The 25,614-nt window shown below is 54.8% G+C and carries 17 protein-coding genes and 1 tRNA gene; 9 read left to right on the forward strand and 9 right to left on the reverse strand.

The window, feature by feature from the left end:
* Positions 1 to 48: 48 nt before the first annotated feature.
* From dnaG to NNL38_RS14000, 6 genes are all read left to right on the forward strand, one after another.
* Positions 49 to 1,803 carry a DNA primase gene (dnaG, locus tag NNL38_RS13975; RefSeq protein ID WP_255388624.1) on the forward strand — a complete coding sequence of 585 codons (1,755 nt, stop codon included), beginning with the start codon at positions 49 to 51 and terminating at the stop codon, positions 1,801 to 1,803.
* Between the two features lie 92 nt (positions 1,804 to 1,895).
* A complete protein-coding gene (rpoD, locus tag NNL38_RS13980) occupies positions 1,896 to 3,734 on the forward strand; it encodes an RNA polymerase sigma factor RpoD (RefSeq protein WP_255388625.1) in 1,839 nt (612 codons plus the stop codon).
* A 188-nt stretch (positions 3,735 to 3,922) separates the two neighbouring features.
* Positions 3,923 to 3,998 (forward strand) — tRNA-Ile (locus tag NNL38_RS13985).
* Positions 3,999 to 4,427: 429 nt separating this feature from the next.
* Complete coding sequence (locus NNL38_RS13990) at positions 4,428 to 5,306, forward strand: hypothetical protein (protein WP_255388626.1); 879 nt, start codon at positions 4,428 to 4,430, stop codon at positions 5,304 to 5,306.
* Positions 5,307 to 5,692: 386 nt separating this feature from the next.
* Entirely contained in the window at positions 5,693 to 6,868 is a 1,176-nt protein-coding gene (gene nirK, locus NNL38_RS13995) for a copper-containing nitrite reductase (RefSeq protein WP_255388627.1), read from the forward strand.
* A 159-nt stretch (positions 6,869 to 7,027) separates the two neighbouring features.
* The gene (locus tag NNL38_RS14000; RefSeq protein WP_255388628.1) at positions 7,028 to 8,125 is read left to right on the forward strand and encodes an alpha/beta hydrolase family protein; all 1,098 of its coding nucleotides are present in this window, start codon (positions 7,028 to 7,030) and stop codon (positions 8,123 to 8,125) included.
* Here the strand turns inward: NNL38_RS14000 and NNL38_RS14005 are convergent.
* From NNL38_RS14005 to NNL38_RS14020, 4 genes are all read right to left on the reverse strand, one after another.
* Positions 8,122 to 9,261 (reverse strand): helix-turn-helix domain-containing protein, encoded by a 1,140-nt coding sequence (locus tag NNL38_RS14005; protein WP_255388629.1) that lies wholly within the window; start codon positions 9,259 to 9,261, stop codon positions 8,122 to 8,124. The genes NNL38_RS14000 and NNL38_RS14005 overlap by 4 nt on opposite strands.
* Positions 9,262 to 9,413: 152 nt before the next feature.
* Positions 9,414 to 10,403, reverse strand: a complete 990-nt coding sequence (locus NNL38_RS14010; RefSeq protein ID WP_255388630.1) for a peroxiredoxin family protein — start codon at positions 10,401 to 10,403, stop codon at positions 9,414 to 9,416.
* Between the two features lie 12 nt (positions 10,404 to 10,415).
* The gene (locus NNL38_RS14015; RefSeq protein ID WP_255388631.1) at positions 10,416 to 10,955 is read right to left on the reverse strand and encodes a TlpA family protein disulfide reductase; all 540 of its coding nucleotides are present in this window, start codon (positions 10,953 to 10,955) and stop codon (positions 10,416 to 10,418) included.
* A gap of 18 nt (positions 10,956 to 10,973) precedes the next feature.
* Positions 10,974 to 11,660: a cytochrome c biogenesis protein CcdA gene (locus tag NNL38_RS14020; RefSeq protein ID WP_255388632.1), complete on the reverse strand. Its 687-nt coding sequence runs from the start codon at positions 11,658 to 11,660 to the stop codon at positions 10,974 to 10,976.
* Positions 11,661 to 11,879: 219 nt separating this feature from the next.
* Between NNL38_RS14020 and NNL38_RS14025 the strand changes: the two genes are divergently transcribed.
* A complete protein-coding gene (locus NNL38_RS14025; RefSeq protein ID WP_255388633.1) occupies positions 11,880 to 14,234 on the forward strand; it encodes a winged helix-turn-helix domain-containing protein in 2,355 nt (784 codons plus the stop codon).
* Between the two features lie 79 nt (positions 14,235 to 14,313).
* Here the strand turns inward: NNL38_RS14025 and ltrA are convergent, their stop codons facing one another.
* Positions 14,314 to 15,606: a group II intron reverse transcriptase/maturase gene (ltrA, locus tag NNL38_RS14030; protein ID WP_369414621.1), complete on the reverse strand. Its 1,293-nt coding sequence runs from the start codon at positions 15,604 to 15,606 to the stop codon at positions 14,314 to 14,316.
* Positions 15,607 to 16,217: 611 nt separating this feature from the next.
* Positions 16,218 to 19,535: a prealbumin-like fold domain-containing protein gene (locus NNL38_RS14035; protein WP_255388634.1), complete on the reverse strand. Its 3,318-nt coding sequence runs from the start codon at positions 19,533 to 19,535 to the stop codon at positions 16,218 to 16,220.
* 773 nt (positions 19,536 to 20,308) lie between these two features.
* Here NNL38_RS14035 and pykF point away from each other — a divergent pair.
* Positions 20,309 to 21,721, forward strand: coding sequence for a pyruvate kinase PykF (pykF, locus tag NNL38_RS14040; RefSeq protein ID WP_255388635.1), 1,413 nt, complete (start codon positions 20,309 to 20,311; stop codon positions 21,719 to 21,721).
* Between the two features lie 317 nt (positions 21,722 to 22,038).
* Positions 22,039 to 22,662, forward strand: a complete 624-nt coding sequence (locus tag NNL38_RS14045) for a GntR family transcriptional regulator (RefSeq protein ID WP_255390657.1) — start codon at positions 22,039 to 22,041, stop codon at positions 22,660 to 22,662.
* 31 nt (positions 22,663 to 22,693) lie between these two features.
* On the opposite strand, the gene NNL38_RS14050 is transcribed toward NNL38_RS14045, so the two are convergent.
* The 3 genes from NNL38_RS14050 to NNL38_RS14060 all read right to left on the reverse strand — a co-directional run bounded on the left by NNL38_RS14050 (position 22,694) and on the right by NNL38_RS14060 (position 25,214).
* Positions 22,694 to 22,822, reverse strand: coding sequence for a hypothetical protein (locus tag NNL38_RS14050; RefSeq protein ID WP_255388636.1), 129 nt, complete (start codon positions 22,820 to 22,822; stop codon positions 22,694 to 22,696).
* A 176-nt stretch (positions 22,823 to 22,998) separates the two neighbouring features.
* Complete coding sequence (gene ilvN, locus NNL38_RS14055; protein ID WP_255388637.1) at positions 22,999 to 23,496, reverse strand: acetolactate synthase small subunit; 498 nt, start codon at positions 23,494 to 23,496, stop codon at positions 22,999 to 23,001.
* On the reverse strand, positions 23,496 to 25,214 hold the full coding sequence (locus NNL38_RS14060; protein ID WP_255388638.1) for an acetolactate synthase 3 large subunit: 1,719 nt from the start codon (positions 25,212 to 25,214) through the stop codon (positions 23,496 to 23,498). The genes ilvN and NNL38_RS14060 overlap by 1 nt, the downstream gene beginning before the upstream one ends.
* Positions 25,215 to 25,614: the final 400 nt, after the last annotated feature.

The raw sequence follows: 25,614 nt of genomic DNA on the forward strand, positions 1-25,614 counted from the left end.
CCAGATTTCTTACACTCTTACTCCGTTTTCTCAGGTAACATTCACTCTATGGCAGGAAGAATCCCTCGTTCTTTTATCGATGATCTGATTTCACGCCATGACATCGTGGACGTGGTTGACGCCCGAGTGAAGCTCAAAAAGCAAGGCAAGAACTTTGGTGCCTGCTGCCCATTCCATAATGAGAAAACCCCCTCTTTTTCTGTCAGCCAGGAAAAACAGTTTTATCACTGCTTCGGCTGCGGTGCCCACGGCAACGTGCTCGACTTTGTGATGGAATTCGACCGGCTGGAATTTGTCGAAGCGATTGAAGAGCTGGCCTCGCAACTGGGCCTGGATGTCCCGCGCGAGCAAGGCAGCGGTGGCGGGCAGCCCGGCACCCGCAGCAAGGAAAAGCTCGGCCTGTACGAGATGATGGGCCAGATTGCCCAGTTCTATCAGTCCCGCCTCCGCACCCCGGACGGACAAGCCGCCGTCGATTATCTCAAAGGCCGCGGCCTGTCGGGCGAGGTGGTGAAAAAGTTCGGCATCGGCTTTATCCCGGACCAGTGGGATCTGGTGAAAAACCGCTTCGGCCGCGATCCCGAATCGCAAAAAGCCCTGGTGACCGCCGGGATGCTGATCGAAAACGACAACGGCCGCCGCTATGACCGCTTTCGTGGCCGGGTTATGTTCCCGATCCACGACCGCCGAGGCCGGGTGATCGGCTTTGGCGGCCGGGTGCTGGGCGACGGCACCCCGAAATATCTCAACTCGCCGGAAACCCCGATCTTCCACAAAGGCCGCGAGCTGTACGGGCTGTATGAAGTGCTGCAGACCTACCGCGAGCCAGAGCAGGTCCTGGTCGTGGAAGGCTATATGGACGTGGTCGCCCTGGCCCAGTTCGGCGTCGATTACGCCGTGGCCTCACTCGGCACCTCAACTACCGGCGATCATATCCAGACCCTGTTTCGCCAGACCGGTACCGTGGTGTGCTGCTACGACGGCGACCGGGCCGGTCGCGATGCCGCCTGGCGGGCCATGGAGCAGGCGCTGCCCTACCTGACCGACGGCCGCCAGCTCAAATTTATGTTCCTGCCCGATGGTGAGGATCCGGATACCTACATCCGCCAGTTCGGCAAAGAAGGCTTCGAGCAACAAATCGAGCTGGCGATGTCGCTGTCGGAGTTCATGTTCAACTCCCTGGTCGCCCAGGTGGATATGAGCAGCCGCGAAGGCAAGGCCAAGCTCAAGACTCTGGCCAAGCCGCTGCTGGAAAAAGTGGCCGGCGAAACACTGCGTGAGTACCTGCTCAATACTTTGGGCTATAATTTAGGGTTACCGCCCGATCAGATCCGGCTCGAACTCAAACGGGATGAAACCCAGCGACCACCGCTGCAGCAACAGAATATCAAGCGTACTCCGATGCGGGACGTGATCGCCCTATTGCTGCAACACCCGCGCTTTGTCGACAGCCTGGCGTTTGAGATGGCGGCATTTGAAGGGATTGAGGTCCCTGGGCTAAATTTATTGATATCAATAGTTGATAAATGCCGATCCAATCCCAATATCACTACAGGCCAGTTACTAGAGTCCTGGCGTGGCAGTAAACACGAGCCAATGATGGCTCGCCTGGCAGCATGGGAACTCCCGCTGGCCAAGGACGAAGACAACACTCTAGATGTATTTTTAGACGCGATGGATAAAGTCATCGATCAATGCGTCAAACAACAAATCGAAAAGTTGCAGGCTAAATCGAACACTGTCGGCTTATCAGTCGAAGAGAAGCGGGAGTTGCAGTTACTGATACTCAACCGTCCCGGCTAATATGTAGTCAACAATTGGAAAGTTTGTTATATTAACAGGTTTGCATCTCTGCATACTAAACTCTCACTCAGACCCGAAGTTGGATATCGTCTATGGAGCAAAATCCGCAGTCTCAGCTGAAGTTACTTGTCGCCAAGGGCAAGGAACAAGGCTATCTGACCTACGCCGAAGTAAATGACCACCTACCGGAGGATATCGTTGATTCCGATCAGGTGGAAGACATTATTCAGATGATTAATGACATGGGGATTAAGGTGGTGGAAACCGCCCCTGATGCCGATGATCTGATGATGACTGAAGATAATGCGGACGAAGATGCGATAGAAGCCGCTGCTCAGGCGCTTTCCAGTGTTGAGAGCGAAATTGGCCGGACGACGGACCCGGTTCGCATGTACATGCGTGAAATGGGGACCGTTGAGCTGCTGACGCGTGAAGGCGAAATCGACATCGCGAAGCGCATTGAAGATGGGATTAACCAGGTTCAGTGCTCGGTGGCCGAATACCCGACCGCGATCGCTCACCTGCTTGAACAATTCGATAAAGTTGAAGCAGACGAACTGCGCCTGACCGATATTATCTCAGGCTTCGTTGACCCGAACGAAGAAGAAACCGCAGCGCCGACTGCGACCCACATCGGCTCTGAACTCAGCGAAGCCGATCTGGAAGATGAAGACAAAGATCTCGAAGACGACAGCGACGACGACGAAGAAGAAGATACCGGGATCGATCCGGAGCTGGCGCGCGAGAAATTTGATGACCTGCGCGTCACCTACGAAAAAATGGCGCTGGCCATTAACACCTACGGCCGTAACGATCCGAAGACCGTTCAGGCCGTGGAAGAGCTGTCTGACGTATTCAAGCAGTTCCGCCTGATCCCGAAACAGTTCGACAAGCTGGTGAGCTCGCTGCGTGAATCCATGGATCGCGTGCGTACCAACGAGCGCCTGATCATGCGCATGTGTGTCGACAACAGTAAGATGCCGAAGAAAACCTTTGTCACCCTGTTTGCCGGCAACGAAGCTTCTACCGAGTGGATCGACGAAGCCCTGAACTCAGGCAAGCCGTATGCTGAGCGCCTGAAAACGTACGAAGAAGAGCTACGTCGCTGCTGCACCAAGCTGCGGATGCTGGAAGAAGATACCGGCCTGTCGGTTGAGCGGATCAAAGACATCAGCCGTCGCATGTCGATTGGTGAAGCCAAAGCTCGCCGCGCGAAGAAAGAAATGGTTGAAGCCAACCTGCGTCTGGTTATTTCGATTGCCAAGAAATACACCAACCGCGGTCTGCAGTTCCTGGACCTGATCCAGGAAGGGAACATCGGCCTGATGAAGGCGGTCGATAAGTTCGAATACCGTCGTGGTTACAAGTTCTCGACCTACGCCACCTGGTGGATCCGTCAGGCGATCACCCGTTCGATTGCCGACCAGGCGCGGACCATCCGGATTCCGGTTCACATGATCGAAACCATCAACAAACTGAACCGCATCTCGCGTCAGATGCTGCAGGAGATGGGCCGTGAGCCGCTGCCGGAAGAGCTGGCAGAGCGCATGCAAATGCCGGAAGACAAGATCCGTAAGGTACTGAAGATTGCCAAAGAGCCAATCTCGATGGAAACCCCAATCGGTGATGATGAAGATTCACATCTGGGCGATTTCATTGAAGACACCACGCTTCAGCTGCCAATGGATGCCGCCACGGCGACCAACCTGCGGATGGCAACCAACGAAGTGCTGGCCGGCCTGACGCCGCGTGAAGCCAAGGTGCTGCGGATGCGTTTCGGCATCGACATGAACACCGACCACACGCTGGAAGAAGTCGGTAAGCAGTTTGACGTCACCCGTGAGCGGATCCGTCAGATTGAAGCCAAAGCCCTGCGTAAACTGCGCCACCCAAGCCGTTCCGACGTGCTGCGCAGCTTCCTGGACGAGTAAGCGACACCAACACCACAAAAACGGGCCGCAGGCCCGTTTTTTTATGCCGGTTCAACACCCAAAATATCAAGCACTTACTGTTCCATCCCTACCCGCATCCTCCGGCCCTAACTGCCGAAAAAGCAAGCAAAACAACCACTTTATTCGCTAGACAAGATCCCCCCCATCCCATATAATTTCACCCACTTGGCCCCTTAGCTCAGTGGTTAGAGCAGGCGACTCATAATCGCTTGGTCGACAGTTCAAGTCTGTCAGGGGCCACCAGATTAAAGAAAGGCTGATAGGGAAATCTATCAGCCTTTTCTGTTTCTGGTCCGGTCTATATCCGGTCCGCCGTGACCTCCGGTAAGCGCCTTTCCATTAGCACCAGCGAAATCCGCTACGTAGTTACCACAGAACCACAATTCCAACCCCACACTATAACCAACAAAAATACAATCAACAGCATACGCACAGAAAGGTATATATACTTATTGTATAGACTGATGCTTATGTCATAATCCCGGCCAAGGTAATACAGGATTTTACTATGACTGAGTTAACGATTCGCTCTGAAAATGACTTTCTTGATTTTGCAAGCGCGTACTATTAGACAACGATACAAGTTTTACAAACATAAAATTCGATGGCTGGCCAACAATTGAGTTTTATATCCAAGGCGAACGCTATAACCAGTCTCTACCTGTTACAGCTATGGAAGGGTACGTAGGCTTTCAGCAGGAACTTTACAGGCTTTTCACTGACTTAAAGTACAACAACCCTTCTTTACAAACGCTTAGACAAGCTGATAAAGAAGCATTAGAGCTAGTATTCAAAGTTGAAGAAGGCTCATCAGATACTAGTGCAGACGGTTGGGATTTCCTCAACAAACTGACAGAAAGCCTTACAACTATTACAACCGGTATGGACAGTATGGAAAAATTAATTTTAGTGCTGCTCCTAAGTGGCATATTAGGTGGCGTGTTCTGCTACTACGTGAGAAACAATCGCAAATTAGAGAATGAGCAATTTTTAGAACAGCAAAAAACGACAAGAGCGGCCCTAGAGAGCGGTGAGAAAAGCGTCAAAGAGGTCTCATCCCTGCTGCAGAATGTCTTGTCGCAGCATCCTCAGCTGAATGGTCACCATAGTAGAGTTATGGATTACACCGACCAAGCTCACACAAACTTCATGCGCCGTGTTCCTGATGCTAGTTACGTAAGAACTGGAAGCAATGAATACCGAGGCGCTGAAATTCGCGAGTTTAGCCGCAGACAACGCGGCGAAAATGGCAAACGAAATGAACGCACTGATGACTTTTATATAGACGGAGTCGAAAGAGCCACTGATAGCGAGTACTTGGTAATTAAAACAACCAAGGTAAGTAACGAATCTCCAATTCGGATGAAAGCTTTAGGATCTATCATCGGAGATGATCTTGAAATTCTGACAGCAGCATTTGTTTCTGGTGAAGTAGTTACCATCCGCTATATTTCATCTGTAAAAGATGGGGATGAGTATTCCGCTCAATTTAGCTACATTATCACTGACGAAGAGCAACCTCCCCAAGCAGAGCAGCCAGAATCAGCTTAATAAGTATAAAGGTCGCAATTAGCGACCTTTACTTTCAACTACACGTCCCCTTTATTAATTGCGCCATAATTATCATGGCCCGCCTCCCCCAACCCACTGTCACAACGACACTCAAGTGTCTAATTTACATACTTTTTGCCTGTCAATCAGACAGCGTTTTTTGCTGCGTAGGCGAAAACCCGCGATCTATCAAGTAATCACTTAGTGGCATACTCCTTGCTGTAGTGTTTCTGCTTACCTTTGTTGATGCCGACAAGCATAAGTGCAGGATATTTGAGACAAAGAGCATGCTGATATTCCACCGAATAGCAAAGCTGCCACATTCTGTACAACACGAACACCCCCATGCCGGCATCTTGATGATCCTTACAATGGAGTCCGTGACTATGTCTGAAAAACTCGCTACTCGCCCGGAACAACTCGAAAGTACCACCCGCCGTGATTTCTTTAAAGGCGCAACTGCCGCAGCCGTCGGTGCTGCCACCATTGCCGCATTTGGCAGCGCGTCGGCTCAGGCCTCACCCTCGGCAGCCTTCAGGCCAATTCCGGATGTCGACATCGCGTCATTACAACGTGTGAAGCAAGAACTGGTCCAGCCGCCGTTTGTTCCTGAGCATGATCAGGTGGCCACCGGCAAGCCCAAAGTGATCGAAGTACGGATGGAAGTGGAAGAGAAGCTGATTGAAGTCGATCAGGGTGCCAAAGTCTGGGCCTGTACCTTCAATGGCAGCGTACCGGGGCCGCTTATTGTCTGCCACCAGGATGACTATATTGAGCTGACGCTGGTCAACCCGGCCAGCAACCAGCTGCAACACAACATCGATTTTCACGCCAGTACCGGCGCGATGGGCGGTGGTACGCTGACCGAAGTCATGCCCGGCGAAGAAGTAGTGTTTCGCTTCCGGGCCACCAAGGCCGGCACCTTCGTCTATCACTGTGCTCCGGGCGGCCCGATGATCCCGTTTCACGTCGTCTCCGGGATGAACGGCGCCATTATGGTACTCCCGCGCGATGGCCTGAAAGATGAAAACGGCAATCCGGTCCGCTACGATCACGCCTATTACGTCGGTGAGCAGGACTTCTACCTGCCGAAACACAGCAACGGCACCTATAAGCAATACGACTCCCTGATGCATGGTATGACTGATATGCTGGAAGTGATGAAAACCCTCACGCCGAGCCATGTGGTGTTCAACGGTGCGGTTGGTGCCCTGACCGGTAAGAATGCCCTGAAAGCCAAAGTCGGTGAATCTGTGCTGATCATTCACTCACAGGCCAACCGCGATACCCGGCCTCACCTGATTGGGGGTCATGGCGATTTGGTCTGGACTGCGGGCTCCTTCACCGACCGGCCGTCCACCAACCTTGAAACCTGGCATATTCCGGGCGGCGCCGCAGCCGCAGCGCTGTATACGTTCCACCAGCCCGGCCTGTATGCCTATGTGAACCACAACCTGATCGAGGCCATCCTGTTAGGTGCCGCAGCGCACTTCCAGGTCGAGGGCGACTGGAACGACAACCTGATGACCCAGGTTCGCAAGCCGGGACCAATCACGGCCTAACCCGGAAAACCATCAACATCATACCCACCCCGCCGGAACCGGGTTCCGGCGGTCATACGTCCAGGAACAGGATTCAGGACGTCCTCCATCGTGTTCCAGGTCTTTTAAAATCAGATTATTAGGATAATGACCTCACATTCACCACGCCTGAGGTCACCTATGAAACAGCTCTGGATCACCCTACTCGCACTCCTGCTGATCAGTAACCCTGCTGCGGCGTCAAATGATGCGCCCGCAGTAGACCACGCTCAAACACCCGAAACACGCGAAGCCACAGAAAACGATATCGGCTTCCGGCAAATCCGCCTGCAAGATGCTCAAACGCAGCGGCCGCTGACTGTCAGCCTCTGGTACCCGGCCCAACCTCACTCCGGCCAGCCGGTCAAACTCGGCGACAACCCGGCTTTCCACGGCATCCCGGTGCTGAAAGAAGCCAGGCTCTCTGCCCCCGAACCGCTGCCGCTGATCCTGATGTCACACGGTTACCGGGGCCACTGGCGCAACCTGAACTGGCTGGCGGCGACCTTAGCCCGGCATGGTTACCTGGTCGCTGCGCCGGATCATCCGGGCACCACAACCTTCGACACCGACCCGGCGCAAGCAGCCCAGTGGTGGCAGCGCCCGAGGGATCTGTCGCGTACCCTGGACTGGCTGCTCGTCAGCCCGGCCTACCGCAGCCACATCGATCCCCGCCGCATCGGCGCCCTCGGCCACTCCCAGGGCGGCTGGACGGTCATCAGTCTCGCCGGTGGCCAAGTCAGCAGCACGCACCTGGCCCGCCAGTGCCGGGAGCCCGGGCTGAGCAATGGTTGCAGTTTAGTCAGGGAGTTGGGGCTGGCGCAAGATAGCGACTCACTAGGACGAAGCCGAAACCTCGGGCTACACGACCCGCGGATTACCGCCATCATCAGCCTGGATCTGGGCCTTGCCAACAGCTTCACTCCGCAGAGCCTGCGCGCGATCACGGTGCCGACGCTGATCCTGGCCGCCGGGGTCAATAACCACAACCTACCGCAGGCGCTGGAGTCCGGCTATCTGGCCAAACATCTTGATCCGCGCCTTACCGATTACCAGGTGTTGGCCAACGCCACCCACGCCACCTTTATGGGCCGCTGCAAGCTTGGCGGCAAAGCCATTGTCGAGGAAGAGGCCCCCGGTGAGGGCAAGGTATGTGATTCCGTCCCGGGCACCACCCGGGCGATCGAGCATCAGGCCATTGCGCGCCACGTGACAGATTTTCTTGCCCGGCACCTCTAAGAGCTGATGGCCGCCGAGCGACGATAGGCGCTCGGCGTCATTGCCGTAATACGGGAAAACTCGCGGTTAAAGTTGGACTTGGTGTTAAACCCGGCCATGCCGTAAATCTCGGTAATGCTGAAATCGGTCTCTTTCAGCAATTGCCGGGCTTTTTCAATCCGGTACTGGTTGATCCATTGCGAAACATTAAGCCCACTCTGGCGGTTGACCGCCGCAGAGATCTGCCGGGCCGGGATCCCGGCTTTTCGCGCTAACTGCGCCAGGGTCAGGTTCGGATCCAGGTAGAGCGTTTGCGCCTGCAACAGCGTGGTCAGGCGATGCATGATCCGGAGATCGTCTTCGCCCCCGTTGGTCGTCGATGGCTTCACCACAGCAGCCGAGGGCTCGGGCGCGCCTTTAAGCGGAGTCGCTGCGGTTGCGGTCACCGCAACGCGGTCTCGCCCGCCATCCGGCCCAGTCTCCCGCCCCCCGATTTCCCGTTGCTCAAGCGCCAACGTCTCAGGCTCAGCCTCAGCCGTGATCCGACTGACGGCAATGATGGCATAGCTCAGCCCGGTAACAATCAGTGATTGCGACACCGTCAGGATCCAAATGAGGTACTGTCCCTGACTCAGCCAGGCATCCAGGGTGATCGCAACATCGGTCACCACCGATAACAACAGAAATCCCCCAGCGCCAAGGCAGAGTCCCGGTACTGCCTGTGCCTGACTGAGCATCACCCGGGAAAAATCATCGCTCGAGTGGCGGGAGAGCCGAAACAGCAGCACAGCATGGCCGAAATAGCTGAGACTGATCAGCACATCGATTCCCTGCTGCAATCCGGCCGGACCGAACACCAGCACCGGAAGGAGTCCTACCGGCAATCCGCTCAGCCATCGCCCGGGGGCAGCATAGCCAATCATTTGGGTAAAACAGAGCCACAGCAGCGAAGGCAGCAACACCGCCAACACGGGTTGAACCATCGCCATCGCGGACCACTGATAATGCCAGCGCAACCCGACGCAGGCGGCCATCAAGGCGCAGAAACTCAGAAAAGCGACGGCAGGCCCAACCGTCCGCCCCTTCTCGCGGGGCAACTGCGCGGCCAGGAGGAGCAACAACAGCGTAATCACAAACGGCAGCGGGATCGCGGGCATGATGGTCTCATCTCTTCCTTGATATCAATCAGGTTGCATCATAAGCAATCTGGCAAGGGCCGCCAAGGTAAAACACAGCAAAATCAAAGCCGCCGGGGCAATCCAATTCATGATCGCCCCGGCTTAGCTTGCCGTTTCAAAGATGGCTTCGACTATCGGATCTGCTCGCCCCGCGAGACCAAGCTACCATCAGCGCCAATATCAATTTGGTACGGTGTGGCATGTACCCCGTATTGCTGGAAGAGCTGATTATCTACATCAAACACGACTGGTACATCCAGGGTATGCTTTTCGGCAAATGCCCGGGCGATCGACTCATCGATATAGAAGCCGCTGATCACCCCGACCCATTGTCGCTGCGGTGAATCCTGAACCTGCGCGCGCCACTGCGCCAGTTTCTGCTCACAATCGGGAAATTGCGGCATCGGACACAGCGCGTCCATAAACAGCAGGCTGACGGGCTGCGCATCCGCTGCCGGTTTCAGCAACTCTGCCAGAGAGAGTGTCTCGCCGGACAGGGTGGTGACCGAAAATGACGGCGCCGGATCACCGGGCTCTGGCGCATGATAAACCCGCTTTCCAACGGAAGGGGCCGCTGCCTGAACCTGGGCCGGAGCCTGTGTCAGCGCATGCGTTTGCTCAGACGACTCTGGCGGCGCGTCCTGATTCAGGTAGCGCAGCAGCGCCGCATTATCGCCCTGAAACACCACCTTCCCGTCCTCAATCAGCACATGGGACGGGGTTTGCCAGAACTGAAACTGCCGCAGCCACTGCTGGGAGCGATCCAGGACCAGCGGGGCAACGGTCGGATAATAGCTCTGAAACTCTTTGAGCTGCGCCGTCGTGACATTGATCTCCGGCTGGATCCAGATCTGCTGGCTCTGTTCCAGGAAATCTTCCGGCAGGGTCGCGACAAATTGCTCAGCGCCCTGTCCGGCGTAACTGTTCCATATATCCATAAACACCAGGTGTGCCGTTTGGTGCTCAGGCAGCGCCAGAGATTGACCTTGAATCGTCGGCTGCTTAGCTAAAAGCTTAGCCACATCAAACGACTTGGCTTCCGGCGGCGCGGCCATCGCCTGGGACATCGGCGCAATTACCAGCAAAGTCAGGCCGACAAGTCGGTTTAGTTGAGTCTTCATGATCGGCACTCCTTATTGCTGATAACTGTCTGATGTGGCTGCAGCCGTCCGGCCCCACGAGGACACCAAGTCATCGAGCTGATCGGTGGCGAGAAATGTCTGGTAGGCAATCTTGCCCTGCTTGTCGATCAGCACTTGGTAGGGCGTCCCCACCACCTGATACTTGCGGCTGAGCTCACCGTTGCGGTCAAACACCGTCGGGAGCTGATAGCCGTGCTGCTGATAGAACTGCTCGATATTGGCGACGGAGTCATTAAGGCCGATATTGACCGACAGCACTTCGATCGCATCGCCATATTGCTGGTAAATCGATTCAAAGTGTGGCATTTCCGCTTTGCAGTAACTGCACCAGGTGGCCCAGAATTTCAGATACACCGGCTTCTTGCCGCGATAGTCCTGCAGATCAACCGTCCGCCCGTCCAGGGTGGTCACTTCAAATGCCGGCGCCTGCTGCCCCACCACCAGCGGCTCAGCCACGGCTGTCCAGCTCCCGCCCAGCAGGCAGGCAGACAGGATCCAGCCGCTCAACGGCTTGGCTACATACATCGTCATCTTCATCATTTCTCCTTGTTATAACGCCAAATACAAAAAATAAACTCCGGACCCTGCCATCAGGGACGCCATCAACCACTTCACCCCATTCATCCAGGGACCGGAGCGCGGAATCATCGTCAGTGCGCCACTGATACAACCGGCCAGCACCAGCAAGGCACTCATGCCGATGGCAAACACAAACATTAAAAGGGCAGCCCAATACGGGTCGCCTGCCGAAGCCACGTACATCAGCAACATTCCCAGCACCGGTGAGGTACAAGGAGCCATCACCAACCCGGAGCAGGCCCCGGCAACGAAGGTGCCCAGCAGCGGGTTACGGATGCCAGACCATGACACCAGATCCGCGCCAAAATGAGGCAGCCGGATCCAGCCCAGCATCCAGGCAGCCATCAGCAGGCAGAACAGCGCCACGACCACCAGGGTAAGCGGGTGGCTGGCGACTGCGCCGAACAACTGGCCGGTACTGGCCGCCAACATTCCTAACAGGGCATAAACCAGGGAAAGGCCGAGTACATAGGCCGACGACAAAATCGCCGCCTGCTTCTGACTTTTCGCCTGGCTACCGACCACCGAGACCGTGATCGGTAACATGGGATACACACAGGGCGTCAGGCTGGTGAGGAGCCCGGCCAGAAACACCGTGCCCACCACCCACATTCCGTATTGCTGAGTCATCAGCGCTTGCTGGATTACCATTTCCATGACCAACTCTGTCCTCTCTGGAAAACCTGAAGCCAGTTATACCCAAGCCCGGACGGGAAAATATGAAATCGGGATAAAATCGAGGTGAAATAGAGATGAAATGAAAACAAACCATTGATAAACAACAGGTTACTATTTCACATAAATAGTTAAAAACATTGAATTACAGGCATTCGACCGTAGAATATGAGCTCAATCTGATTCACCTATGGACGCCGGATGACTCGTTATCACTTCGCTTCATTTGTTTTTGACCCCGCTTCGGGTGCACTGAGCCTAACGGCCCCGTCGGGGGAGCCAGAAACGGTTTATCTGCGCCATAAAGTCGGCCAGCTCCTGGCCTACCTGCTCGCCCATGCCGGGGAAGTGATCAGCAAAGAGGTGTTACTGGATGCGCTGTGGCAGCACGGTGAATACCGGGAAAACTCCCTGACCCAAAGCATCCGGGAGCTGCGCAAGGCGCTGGGTGACAGTGCCCAATCGCCCCGGTTCATCAAAACGCACCCGCAACGGGGCTATCAGTGGATATGTCCCGTCACCGAGCCGCCGGGCCCCACAGAAGAAAAGCCGGTCTCCACAGCGCCTGACAAGCCCCGGCGCAGCAAACGCACCGTCCTGGCCATTACTGCCAGTGTCCTGATGTGCCTGGTGGTCGCGGTATCGGCCTGGCGCCTGCTTCCGACGTCTCAGCCCGTACCCACCGAACAGGCATCCGCTTTGCTGGTATTACCCCTTCTCAACGAGACCGGCGATCCGCAGTTTGACTGGATGGCGCTGGGTCTGGCAGATATGCTCGGGGTGAGCCTGAGCCAGCAGGGCCAGCAACCCATTACGCTGCCGGCGATGGCCAATCTGTGGTTATTGGACAATGAACTGAGCTGGCCAGCATTGCCGGGCCAGATCCGGACCTTGTTGCAGCAGAAACACCACCGGGTCGCCTTATCCGGCAGTGTCCGGCTGCACAACGGCCAGCAAGTACTGGATTTTCAACTGATCTATGCCGACGGCTCTGTCCAGCAAGGCAGTATTGCTTATCCGTCACTGGCGGCGGCAACCCAGGCGATCAGCCGCCAGTTGCAGCTGATGCTCAACCCGCAATACGCGCCCGCACCACCGCCGGTCGATGAGTCGACTATGTTTGTCCAAACGCTGGCGCAGGGGCGGCACCAGCTGCAGACCGCTGGCGCGCACCAGGCACGGAAATATTTCCAGGCCGCATTCGTCCTGAAACCGGAAGATGACTGGACCCGGATTCAGCTCGCCCAGGTTGATCTGCTGTTAGGAGACTGGGACCAGGCCCGCGAGCACCTCGCCGCCTTGTCGGAATCCCGGCTGCAGCATGACCACGCCCTGCGTGCGGCGCAGGCCTACTGGCTCAGTGAGCTCAGCTACCGAAGCGGGGAGGAAAACGCCCAGGCCCGGACCGAGCAGGCCATTGCCGCAGCAGAACTGGCGGACAACCCGATACTGAAAGTCCGGGCTTACCAACTGAGTGCCCAGCTGGCCTGGAACCGCATGGACTGGGAACGGCACCAGCAAGACACCGCCAAGCTCGTCAAGTTACTGGGCGACAGCCACGCCTTGCGCCAGGATGCGGACAAACAGTTCTATCTCGGCAACCCGGCCAATGAAGGGCTGGAAAAGAGCCCCACGGTTGATCTGCTTGCCAACCAACCGCGCCTGCGTAAAGCACTCAACTTTTACCGCCAACTCAATGATCAACCCATGCTGGCAGCAACCCAACTGGCCATTGCCCAGAACTATACCTTCCCACTGGCACAACGTGAGGCCGCGCTGTCAGATGCCATCACGCGCTACCGGCAGCTGCAACAGCCATATGAGCTGGCCCAGGCGCTGATCTACCAGGGCTTTTACCTGATGCAGCTCCACAAAGGGGAAGAGGCCGATCTGTTTTTTAAAGAAGCCGGCCAGATTGCCGCCAGCCTCGGCGCTCGCGCCTTGGCGCGGGACAGCCAGTTTTACCGTGCCTTTGCCGCCATGGATCAAGGCCTGGATCAGCGGGAGCGCGGCGGACACGGTCCGGATCCGTCTCAACTGAGCCGGGCGAACAGTGCTTTTCAAACCCTGCTGACGCAAACCCCGCCACCACCGCCCCAGATGCAGGCCGGTATCCACTTGTTCCTCGGCTGGATCCAAACCCAGCGGCAAGCTTACGATGGTGCCATCACCGCGTTTCAGCACGCCGAACGCCTGGCCAAGCAGCAGAGCATGACCACGACCCTGGCTTATATCCGCTACTCAAAAATGCGGGTTTTTCTGGCACAACAGGACTATGACGCGGTGATCGCCATGGCCAAGTATCCCGTGCTCACCCGCCTCCAGGCGGTGTATCTGGCCCGGGCTTATTTTGAAACCGGCCAAGCCGCAGAGGCAGTGAACGTCCTGGATCAATTTCGTCGCCAGCAGCCGGAGCAATGGCAGCCGGACGACCAGCGCCGTCGCATTCGCTATCAGCAGGCCATGCAAGGCCAGTCAGTCACGCTGGCTGCCGAGCCAAGCGCCCACCTGGTTTATTGTGAAACAGACTGGCTTACGAGCAACAGTCCGCTGTAATGCGGCGTACCGGTTTTCCCAGAGCTTCGGCAACATCCAGGGAAATCGAGTAGGAGGAGGCCTCACGGCCTCCGTCCTCTCACACCACCGTACAAGCGTGGGTCGCATACGGCGGTTCCGAATATATTTTCAGTGACTCGTACCCATCTCGCAACGAGTACAGACCCATATCCTTGAACCATTTCATTGGCATGGCCTGATTGAGCTGGGGCGATAAAGCCAAGTGCCACCACCCTTTATCTGACATCGCCAGCTTCCACGCATTGCGTTCGCTTACACCCTCTTGGCGTAACCATGTCGCTATGCTGTATCTGCGCTTGCGCTGCTTGAGGCGATAGCACCGTAAGCGCCGCCTTATCCATTCATCCAAGCGCTGCATCGCGCTTTTCCGTATGGCAAGCTTGAAATAGTGTTGCCAACCTCTTAGGTATTGAGTGAGTTCGACTAGGACTGTCTTCAACTCTCGCCCTCGATTCCGCTTCGTTATTTGACGCACTCGCTTCTTCATCTGAGTTTGTGCTGTCTTCGAGATATGGATGCTTCCATCTCGTTGAAAGCGATGGCCTAGGTAAGTCCGCTCTGTCACTCTCGTTGCCGCACTTTTCTCACGGTTAACCCTGAGTTTCAGTTTCTGCTCCAAGAACTCCGTGATTGAGGCTTTTACTCGATTGGCGGCTTCCTCACTGTGCACGTAGATTTGGCAGTCGTCTGCATATCGGCAGAACTTATGCCCTCTTCGCTCAAGCTCTTTATCCAACTCATCTAATACGATATTTGATAGCAGCGGAGATAATGGTCCACCCTGTGGCGTCCCTCGTTGCCTCTGCTCAACTAACCCGTTTCGCATTATGCCTGCCTGTAGGTATGACCTGACCAGCTTCAGGACCCGTTTATCTGTGATGTCCTCCGATAGCCTGTGCATCAGTCTATCGTGGTTCACAGTATCGAAGTATTTCGCCAGGTCTATGTCGACTACATAACCCCGCCCCTCCCTGATGTAGTGGCTTGCTGCCACCAATGCATGGTGGGCACTGCGGTTAGGCCTGAACCCATAACTGTTGCTTGAAAACTGAGGTTCGTAGATATCTGTCAGTACTGAGGTAATGGCCTGTTGGACTACCCTATCAAGTACAGTTGGGATACCTAGCTGCCTCACTCCCCCGCTAGGTTTGGGAATTTCTACACCCAGAACGGGTTGCGGTTGGTAGCTCCCGTCCAGAAGGCTCTGGCGGAGCGCTTGCCCATTAGAAGACTGCCGAAGCATCGAGATAGTCGCTGTTATGTCGAGTTTATCAACCCCAGCACATCCCTTGTTCTTCTTCACTCTTCTCAGGGCTTGGTTCAGATTTGTTGAGGAGCAGATCCGCTCCATCAACTGAGTTGAGGTCACCAAGACTCGTCCTCCTGTCTACGCCGATCATGCTTGTCATTCTTCGTGGCCATGAGCGTCACTTGCGGTGTTGCCCAGTAGTACGTAGAGATGTTGTTCATCTTGCTATGACCCCACATGATTGAGTGTCTAGTGACTGCTTCTTGATATATTCAGTTCCGGCCTTCCCTTGGGTTGTACTTCCCCAAGGTACTATGCCTTCTGCTGACTTCTTATTACCCGTCACACAACATCACTGTTGTATTAGTCTCATCCGAGACAGGTCGTAAGATCTCCCGAGGTAAGACGTTGTTCTTTCCCTTGGCTGTGCCTGATTTACCCGTACACACTTCCCGTCGAGGCATTGGGCTGTTCTATATATTGCTAGGTTACCCAAGTTGTACTGGCCTACTATCAGGTTTCTGTTCGTCACACCCAAGTTTTGCCGTTTGCTTCCTTCAGATCCCACCTCACGGTGGGCACCCTTGCATAGGCTAACGGTTCTCGCTCGACTGAGCCCGTAGAGGACTTTCACCTCCTAGAACAACGCCATGCTCGGCGCACAATAAAATGGGCCCAGCCTAAGCTGAGCCCATGGCACATGATGACAACCGTTAGTCACATAACCGGTGCTGGCTATAGCGATTTAGCTTAGTCGCGAGCTTGCCAGCGGTATAGCTATCCCAACTGCCCGGATGATATCCCAGGTGCGAATAGCCGCCCTGCTCAAGCATCCGCTGGGCCCGCTTCATCACCCGGTCCGATTGATCACAGGTCCGATAACCCAGATCACGACTAAGCGTGGCATGCATTAGCTTGGTCGCCAAATCATCCGCGCTGCCCTTGCTCGAGTCATAGTCCAGCAATCCCGAGAGCTTGTCACAGCTATCGACCGGGTAGTAACCCACCCGATACCCTTTGCCATCAACCATCTCATGCGTCACGTAGCGATCATTGATCGGCTTGTCGTAACAGGCTTTCGGCTTCGGATCATAGGAATCGAGGTACTGCATGTTGTCGATCACCATCTTCAGGGTCTGGCCCGGTTTCACCGTAAAGTTGACACAGTACGTTTCCGGCTCAGGGCTGCTGCCATAGCTGCCGTAACTTCCATAGCCACCGTACTGAGTCTCCCCGTTTGGTTTGTAGACCAGGCTGATCCCCGTATAAGGGTCAACCGGCGCATCCGTTGCCCCTTCCAGCTCATCCAGAAGGGTTTCCGGATACCCGTCTTTGTTGAAATCCATCAACCAGACCGGATGCCAGCCATGCGGGATATCCGTTTCACACAGGGTGTAGACTTCACCCGGGATCAGCTTCGCCCCGTCAAAGTCAAAGTGCGCGGGTGGTGTTTGTGCCGCCGTATTGAGCCCGGGACCGGTCAGGGTAAAGTGCCAGACATCATCGGTGATATACCCGTTGGTTTTTTTGATCACTTTCACCATCCCGCTTTCACGGTTGGTAAAGGTGCACTCCACCGTCTCACCCGGATCCAGCTCAATTTCGACGCTCCGTGTAGCCTGATTCGGGGTCGAATTTTCAACTTCAGACTCGGTACAGGTTAAACCCGTCAGCTGGAAGGCCGGGCTCGGATCATCTTCGGTCACCGTGTATGTCCCCGGCAACACGTCGATAAACATCTCCATCTGGCCATGATCGAGCGAGAAGGGGGTACCATTACTTCCAATATCATGAGTGAAGCTAAATCCGGTGCCATACTTCGGCTCGGTCAGCTTTTTCACCACAATCTTCCCGAGTTTCTGGTTGGTGATCACGCACTGTTTGGTCTGTCCGGCATCTGCCGCCGTATCCACCGTAAACGAACAACCACTACTGGATGTCTGCGCCCAGCCCTGTTGCGGTGTTTCGGTAATGGTGTAATCACCGTCCAGCAGCTCAAAGTTACTGTTATTGAGTTGGAACACTTCAAACGTTGCAGGATCGCCGTCCGTGCTCAAAGTGATCCCGCCGGGAGGCAGCCCCGGACCTTGCAGGGTCATTTCCCAACCGCTTTCAAAGCCGGCCGGCAACGTCACCTTATTTACCGCAGCAAGCACGGGATCATCAGGCTCAGGTGCTTCCAGGGTAAAGGACAGGGTATCGGTACAGTCGGCAAGCGTCGGCTGCGCCGGCAAGGTCATATCAATCGTTTTGACCGTGGTACCGACCAAGTTGCCACAGCTGGTGACCGTCGCGGTATAGCTGTCCGGCTCGATATCCTCTGCGGTTTCGGTCAAGGTCGTTGCACCAAGAGCATCAAACTCAAACTCCAAGTTCTGAACCACGTTATTGCCGCTGTCTTTCACCTCCACATTACACGTCAGGTCTTGCGCCGCCGGAATGGTAAGCTCAACGTCAAGGTCCACCAGCGCAGCAGCGGTCACCAGAATCGAAACCGGACTATTGGCGTCACCGCTTGATGCCGTTGCACCGTTAGCAGCGGTGAGCAGCGCCCAGTCAGACAGCGTCCCGTTGGTGGTCGTCACCGCCGCCGCCGCAATGGTTTTGGTGAACTCGACAAACCCGACCGGGCAGCCGTTATCGTCCTCACAAGTCCCGGATGGTTGTTCCTCCGAAGTCCATACCAGGTTCGGATCAGACTCAGTCAGGAAAGTGCCCAGGCTGTAGCTGTCACTAAAGGTTCCGCTGGCACTGCCGCCGGCAATACTGGCCACCGCATAGCTGAGGCCGTCACCGACAATCTGCTCAGTATCCGAAATAGTTGCGGTCGTTTCAGTTTGCGACCCAGGCTGGATGTCACTATTCGGCAGGTCGAACGTGACTTCAATCGTTTCAGCAAAAGGCTCATTGGTCGCCGGGTCGATAAAAGTCAGAACCGCGGTATCGCTCAAGTCACTGGCATCTGCCGGCGCATCAAATAAGTGGGTCAGCACCAATGTTTCGCTGCCTGCCGGCACCGGGACATCTTCAGCGGTAGCGACATCATTCACAGCTGGGGTGCCGTTGCCTGTCAGCGTATCCGTCACATCCACCAGAATATCCCGCGATGCCGGGTTGGTGGTATAGATATTGGTCACCACCGCTACGGTGCCGGCCTCGGTCGGACGAACTTCCCAATCCACCCGGATGGTCACATCCTGGGTATTGGTTTCGCTAACATCACAGGTATTGCCCAAATCGACCTGGGCCGGTGATGCCTGCTTGGTCACATTCCACACCAGGCCGCCACCTTCGGTTGCTGACATGTCTTTACGCGCTGCCGCAGCTTCAATATCTTTGACCGGGATAGGCACGGTGCGCTTGCCGGTCTGGAAGTTCTCGGCCTCAAACATATAGGCCTGGAGCGATGAACCACTGAACTGGCTGGCCCCGATAGCAAGCCGGTTGGCCCAGTCAATCACACAAGTCGTGTCCGGTCCCTGGGTGATCGTCAACTGACGATAAATGACTTCTTCAATCCCACCCGTCACCGTCCCGGATGCATCGATCTGCTGTGCTCCGACGACGAGGCTACAACTGGTATCCGAAAAGACATTGAGCGTATCCGGGGCCTTGATAATCTGCACATCAAAAATCTGATCGTAACCTTCAATTCCGCTGGCCAGGGCATGATCAGCGGCAATAATAACGTCATAGGTCACATTCCCCGAACTGTTGCCATTGGTTGTCGTCAAGCGATGCGGCACCAGATCCAATTCATGCCAACCTTTACCCAGGTTCCCGGTGGTATAAGGGGTGTCATTCCCTCCCAGAGGAGCTGGATCCTGGCAAGTAAAATTATCATCCGTATTGGGCAAGGTATTACTACCTGCAATCAAAGTCGGGTTGCCATCATTACGACACCCTTCCAACCGAAACTGTACTGTATTCGGGGGCGGGTCAAAGGCCCAGGCAGTACTCATTGCTGTCGAAGACAGCAGTGAAACACCCAGCGCATATTTTATCCCCCTCAGGATAACATCAGGCTTCATCTTTCTTCCTCATGGTTAGACTGATTCATAGACAAGTCTCAGCCAATGCCGATGAAGACCCACCAAGTCCCCGGCAGGCAACCTTCATTACAAAACACATCAGCTTGATATGAAAATAGTCAATTAGCATTTCATGGAACTGCGCAAACCTGAGACAGTCCAAGGATCCGGCAAACTCGCCTGCAAAACAGCACTTCAAGATGAGAAACCCGTCACGACTTTTCAGCCATTCGTACCATGGCAAAGCCATGCCATGTAAACACTGAATTTACAGACAGAAACAAAGTGCTAACCTTTCCTTGTTTTCCGAGCAGAAATAAGCCAACTATTGATACACAACAAGAAAAATCTGTGAAATACGTAGATAATTTCGACACTGGCTAAAATGGGCAAAAAAGCTTGCTCATTATCACAAGGTGATAAAAGAACCGAGCTGTGCTATGATGACGAGCTTGTTTCTTAGTCAGTTTTATGGCTGGAGAACATCATCTCGTCACAAAGTTATGCGAGTCTCCTTACCATAAGCAGGGAGGCATAACGCGTTCGCCAGCCAGACAGGAACGGTCTTATCAAAGCAACCCAATGCTTTCATAAGGCTATATTTTTTGTGAAAAATTTGTTTTACCACTGCGTTCTGAAGGCTGAAAGTTAAAAATCTTTGAACTCCGCCACAGTTTGTAGGCGTTATTCAACATAAATGAACTTTCATTTTCAGGTATAAATCAGTGAATCAAATTTCCCTTGGGTAAAAGTTCGTCCGGAGACAATCCTCAATGAAAAAGACTAAGATCGTATGTACGATTGGACCTAAAACAGAATCGAAAGAGATGCTGACCAAGCTGGCAGATGCCGGCATGAACGTGATGCGTCTGAACTTCTCGCACGGTGACTTCGCTGAGCACGGCCAGCGGATCCAGAACCTGCGTGACGTGATGGCGGAAACCGGGAAGCAACTTGCCATTCTTCTGGACACCAAAGGTCCGGAAATCCGTACGATTAAGCTGGAAAACGGACAAGATTTCTCTCTGGTTGCCGGCCAGGAGTTCACCTTCACCACTGACACTTCCGTGATTGGTAACCAAGACCGCGTTGCCGTCACTTACCCAGGCTTTGCCAAAGATCTGACCAAAGGTAACACCATCCTGGTCGATGACGGCCTGATCGAGATGGAAGTCCTGGAAACCACAGAAACTGAAGTGAAGTGTAAAGTCCTGAACAACGGTGATCTGGGCGAGAACAAAGGGGTCAACCTGCCAGGCGTTTCTGTCAACCTACCGGCACTGGCTGAAAAAGACAAAGCGGATCTGAAGTTCGGCTGTGAGCAAGGCGTTGACTTTGTTGCGGCTTCTTTCATCCGTAAAGCGGATGACGTGAGAGAGATCCGTGAACTGCTGAACGCCAACGGCGGCGAAAACATTCACATCATCTCGAAAATCGAAAACCAGGAAGGCGTGGATAACTTCGATGAAATCCTGGAGGCCTCTGACGGCATCATGGTTGCCCGTGGCGACCTGGGTGTTGAAATCCCGGTTGAAGAAGTTATCTTCGCGCAGAAGATGATGATCGAGAAATGTAACCGTGCCCGTAAGATGGTGATCACCGCGACCCAGATGCTGGACTCGATGATCAAGAACCCACGCCCAACCCGCGCCGAGGCCGGCGATGTGGCCAACGCCATCATGGATGGTACCGATGCAGTCATGCTATCTGGTGAGTCTGCCAAGGGTAAATACCCGATTGAAGCGGTGACCATCATGGCGCAAATTTGTGGCCGTACCGATGCCGCGCTGAAAGCTGAGCTGGGCTCTCGCCTGGACAGCCCTCGCCTGCGCATCACCGAAGCGGTGTGTAAAGGTGCCGTGGATACGTCAGAGAAACTGAACGCGCCGCTGATCGTGGTCGCGACAGAAGCCGGTAAGTCTGCCCGCTCTGTGCGTAAGTACTTCCCGACCGCGAACATCCTGGCCGTGACGACGAACCCGAAAACTGCCGCCCAGCTAACGCTGACCAAAGGGGTGACGCCAGTGGTTGTGGACGCGATCGAAAACACCGACGCTTTCTATGCCCGCGGCAAAGAGCTGGCGCTGGAAACCGGCCTGGGTGCCAAAGGCGATATCGTGGTGATGGTCTCCGGTGCACTGGTTCCTTCAGGCACGACCAACACCGCGTCTGTTCACGTCCTGTAATTTCAGCCGATGTGAACCTGCAGCATTGAGAACGGGAGCCGGTCGGCTCCCGTTTTTTATTGCAACGCAACAGCTCCTACCTCTCGCGGAACGCTCACAGAACACCGCTTTATCTATCGCCCTGTCAATCTATCAACTGTATACTCAACCTGTAGCAAAATTCCCCAAAGGTATCGCGAATCGCTGATATCCTCGACGATATTGCCGTCAAGCGACCACCACACTTGCTACCTGTACCCCCTCCGGCACCGACGCCGGGTGAAAAAACGAGAACAATGAGGATACATGTGTCTAGCCCGACGTTAACCAATAAAGTCATGGAAATGATCCGGCAGGATATTTTGCTGGGCGAGCTTGCGCCCGGGCAAAAGCTTGTCGTTGCCGAGCTCAAAGCGCGATACGACGTCGGAGCCTCTCCGATCCGGGAAGCCCTGGTCCAGCTATCGTGGAAGAAGTATGTCATCTTTGCGCCGCAAAAAGGCTGCTGGGTCGCACCGGTCTCGGTGGCCGAACTGGAAGAGCTGTTCGAAGCCAGTCAGCTCCTGACCCAAACACTGCTCTCCCAGGCCATCGACCAAGGTGGTGAAGCCTGGGAGCTGAACATCCTGACCAGCTTCCATAAACTCAGCCGCCTCAACCCGGCCGAGCAGGATATCGACTTCAACGAATGGGAAAAGCGCCACAGTGAGTTTCATCTCGCCTTACTCGACGGCAGCCAGTCGACCGTGATGCTCGAGTTGTATCGCGAAGTCTACGAGCAGATTGAACGTTACCGCCATATCTGGGCCAGCCAGACCCGTTGCTACGAAGAACACTACCACAATCACGGCGAGCATGAGGCCATGATGAAAGCCGTGCTGAGCCGGGATATCCAAACCGCCCAGACGCTGCTGCGCAATCACTCGCAGCGGGCCATCGAGATGATCAAGACCTACCTCTGATCGTGCTCAGCATTTCCCACCATGGGTGAAATTACCAGAAAATTTCCTTATGGTGGGTGTTGAGCAGCAACACTGCCAACAGAAAATACAACGCGCTGACCTGAAATCCCAGCAAGAACAACCCCAGCGTTGTCAGCCGAACCAGAAACTTATTGACCATGACTGCACACCTTTCCTGCACTGCACATGCGTGCGACACCTATTAGACTTTAGTCGAATATGGCACAGCTTTCCGGCGCAAAAATCAGATACCGGAGTATAAGATTTCCGGGATCAAAACAGCCCGGCTCAGGGAGAACTGAGCCGGGCTGTTCAATCCAAAAAGGTGTCTTGCGATCAGGCTTTCAGCGCACGCTCGCCGCGGGCAATCCCAACCACGCCACTGCGGGCCACCTCTATGATGTCCGTCGCTTCAGCCACCGCGGCAATAAAGGCATCCAGCTTGTCGCTGGTGCCGGCCAGCTGAATGGTGTAGATCTGAGCCGTCACATCGACAATCTGGCCGCGGAAGATATCTGCTGTGCGTTTGACTTCCGCCCGGGCAAAGCCGCTGGCTTTGACCTTCACCAGCATCAGCTCCCGCTCCACATGCTCGGTTTCCGTCACATTGCTGACCTTGAGAATATCGATCAGCTTATGCAGCTGTTTCTCGATTTGCTCCAGGGCCGCGTCATTTTCAACATTGGTGGTAATGTTGAGCCGCGACAGTGTTGGGTCGTCGGTCGGTGCGACCGTCAATGATTCAATGTTATAGCCACGCTGAGAGAATAAGCCAACTACCCGTGACAATGCGCCCGATTCATTTTCCAGTAAGACCGATATAATTCTGCGCATTATGTTCTCTCCGTTTTACTTAGCCACATTTCACTCATCGAACCACCCCGGATCAACATCGGGTACACGTGTTCGGTTTCATCCACACTGATGTCGATAAACACCAGCTTGTCTTTCATCGCCAGTGCCTTTTCCAGTTCGCTTTCCAGCTTGGCCGGATCGGAAATCCGAACCCCGACATGGCCGTAAGCTTCGGCAATCGCGGCGAAATCCGGCACCGAATCCATATAGGAATGCGAGTGGCGGCCCTGGTAAATCATATCCTGCCACTGTTTCACCATTCCCAGGAAGCGATTATTCAGATTGATGATCTTCACCGGAATGTCGTACTGCAGCGCCGTCGACAGCTCCTGGATATTCATCTGGATGCTGCCGTCACCGGTCACACACACCACCTCGGCATCCGGCAGGGCAAACTTCACGCCCATGGCCGCCGGCAGGCCGAAGCCCATGGTGCCGAGACCACCGGAGTTGATCCAGCGGCGCGGTTTATCAAACGGGTAGTACAGGGCGGCAAACATCTGATGCTGGCCGACATCGGAGGCGACATACGCCTCGCCATCGGTCAGCTTGTGCAGCACTTCGATCACCTGCTGCGGTTTAATCCGCTCGTTATCCGTGGCATAGCTCAGGCATTTGCGGGCACGCCAGGATTCAATCTCACTCCACCAGCTGTCAATCGCCTCACCATCGTTGCTGCTGTCCTGCTCGTCGAGCATCTTCAGCATGCTACTCAGCACCGCTTCAGCCGAGCCGACAATCGGAATATCTGCCGCAATCGTTTTTGAGATCGAAGACGGGTCAATATCAATGTGCATCACCGTGGCATTCGGGCAGTACTTGGCAACGTTATTGGTGGTCCGATCGTCAAAGCGTACCCCGACCCCGAAGATCAGATCTGAGTTATGCATGGTCATATTGGCTTCATAGGTACCGTGCATCCCCAGCATCCCCAGGCTGTTGTGGTGGGTGCCCGGGAAGGCGCCCAGCCCCATCAGGGTACTGACCACCGGCAGGTTGAGCCGCTCGGCCAACTGCAGCAGTTGTTCGCCGCATTCCGCCATAATCGCGCCGCCGCCGACATACAACACCGGCTTCTTGGCAGACAGCAAGGCCCGCAGCCCGCGCTTGATCTGTCCCTTGTGCCCCTGAGTGGTCGGATTGTACGAGCGCATCGCGATCGACTCGGGGTATTTGTACGGGTAGGTTTCTGCCGGGTTCAGCATATCTTTCGGGATATCAATCACCACCGGGCCCGGACGGCCGCTGGCAGCAATATAGAAGGCTTTTTTGACAATTTCCGGAATGTCTTCCGGGTTCTGCACCAGGAAGCTGTGTTTGACGACCGGGCGGGAGATCCCCACCATGTCACACTCCTGGAAGGCATCATTACCAATCAGGTTACTCATCACCTGACCGGAAAACACGACCATCGGAATGGAGTCCATGTACGCGGTGGCAATCCCGGTCACGGCGTTAGTCGCACCGGGACCTGAGGTCACCAGCACCACCCCGACTTCCCCGGTTGCCCGGGCGTAGCCATCGGCCATGTGGACTGCAGCTTGCTCGTGGCGAACGAGCACGTGCTCAATATCACTTTTTTCATGCAGTGCATCGTAAATATCCAGCACTGAACCGCCAGGGTATCCGAAGATATGTTTTACGCCTTGATCAATCATGGACCGCACGATCATCTCGGCGCCGGACAACATTTCCATATTTTCTGCCTCCAGGTCGTGTATACCACCCCATATAGCTAATTCTTCCGTTCGTTTCCGGGGCGTACCTGCATGGTGCAGAACAGCCGGAGGAGATGGCCAGCCCGACACGTGGCAGTTGGGTAGCACGACCGCAGAAAGCAAGCGGAGAAAATACCGGGCGGGAAGATCCCTCACCAACACCAGCATTCATTCAATTAGCTATACGGGTTGATATCACATAGTTAGGGCTTATTTTTAGCCTAAGTTGAAATCATTTTCGTCTCTTCTATGTTCGCCGGCGTCAGTCATAACAAACGCCGGTAACCCGAAACAACTGTAACGTTTTTTTATCAACCAAGTCTATCGGTCCAAACCAGTTCACAGTATTCCTCTGCAACGTGATGAATTCCGACCAATT

Origin of the sequence: Photobacterium atrarenae, assembly GCF_024380015.1 — a bacterium.
GTDB classification, from domain to species: domain Bacteria; phylum Pseudomonadota; class Gammaproteobacteria; order Enterobacterales; family Vibrionaceae; genus Photobacterium; species Photobacterium atrarenae.

Bases quoted from the DNA above. Each gene is read 5' to 3' on its own strand.
- dnaG (WP_255388624.1), top strand. From the start codon at position 49: ATGGCAGGAAGAATCCCTCGTTCTTTTATCGATGATCTGATTTCACGC.
- rpoD (WP_255388625.1), top strand. From the start codon at position 1,896: ATGGAGCAAAATCCGCAGTCTCAGCTGAAGTTACTTGTCGCCAAGGGC.
- NNL38_RS13990 (WP_255388626.1), top strand. From the start codon at position 4,428: ATGGAAGGGTACGTAGGCTTTCAGCAGGAACTTTACAGGCTTTTCACT.
- nirK (WP_255388627.1), top strand. From the start codon at position 5,693: ATGTCTGAAAAACTCGCTACTCGCCCGGAACAACTCGAAAGTACCACC.
- NNL38_RS14000 (WP_255388628.1), top strand. From the start codon at position 7,028: ATGAAACAGCTCTGGATCACCCTACTCGCACTCCTGCTGATCAGTAAC.
- NNL38_RS14005 (WP_255388629.1), bottom strand. From the start codon at position 9,261: ATGCCCGCGATCCCGCTGCCGTTTGTGATTACGCTGTTGTTGCTCCTC.
- NNL38_RS14010 (WP_255388630.1), bottom strand. From the start codon at position 10,403: ATGAAGACTCAACTAAACCGACTTGTCGGCCTGACTTTGCTGGTAATT.
- NNL38_RS14015 (WP_255388631.1), bottom strand. From the start codon at position 10,955: ATGACGATGTATGTAGCCAAGCCGTTGAGCGGCTGGATCCTGTCTGCC.
- NNL38_RS14020 (WP_255388632.1), bottom strand. From the start codon at position 11,660: ATGGAAATGGTAATCCAGCAAGCGCTGATGACTCAGCAATACGGAATG.
- NNL38_RS14025 (WP_255388633.1), top strand. From the start codon at position 11,880: ATGACTCGTTATCACTTCGCTTCATTTGTTTTTGACCCCGCTTCGGGT.
- ltrA (WP_369414621.1), bottom strand. From the start codon at position 15,606: ATGGAGCGGATCTGCTCCTCAACAAATCTGAACCAAGCCCTGAGAAGA.
- NNL38_RS14035 (WP_255388634.1), bottom strand. From the start codon at position 19,535: ATGAAGCCTGATGTTATCCTGAGGGGGATAAAATATGCGCTGGGTGTT.
- pykF (WP_255388635.1), top strand. From the start codon at position 20,309: ATGAAAAAGACTAAGATCGTATGTACGATTGGACCTAAAACAGAATCG.
- NNL38_RS14045 (WP_255390657.1), top strand. From the start codon at position 22,039: ATGGAAATGATCCGGCAGGATATTTTGCTGGGCGAGCTTGCGCCCGGG.
- NNL38_RS14050 (WP_255388636.1), bottom strand. From the start codon at position 22,822: ATGGTCAATAAGTTTCTGGTTCGGCTGACAACGCTGGGGTTGTTCTTG.
- ilvN (WP_255388637.1), bottom strand. From the start codon at position 23,496: ATGCGCAGAATTATATCGGTCTTACTGGAAAATGAATCGGGCGCATTG.
- NNL38_RS14060 (WP_255388638.1), bottom strand. From the start codon at position 25,214: ATGGAAATGTTGTCCGGCGCCGAGATGATCGTGCGGTCCATGATTGAT.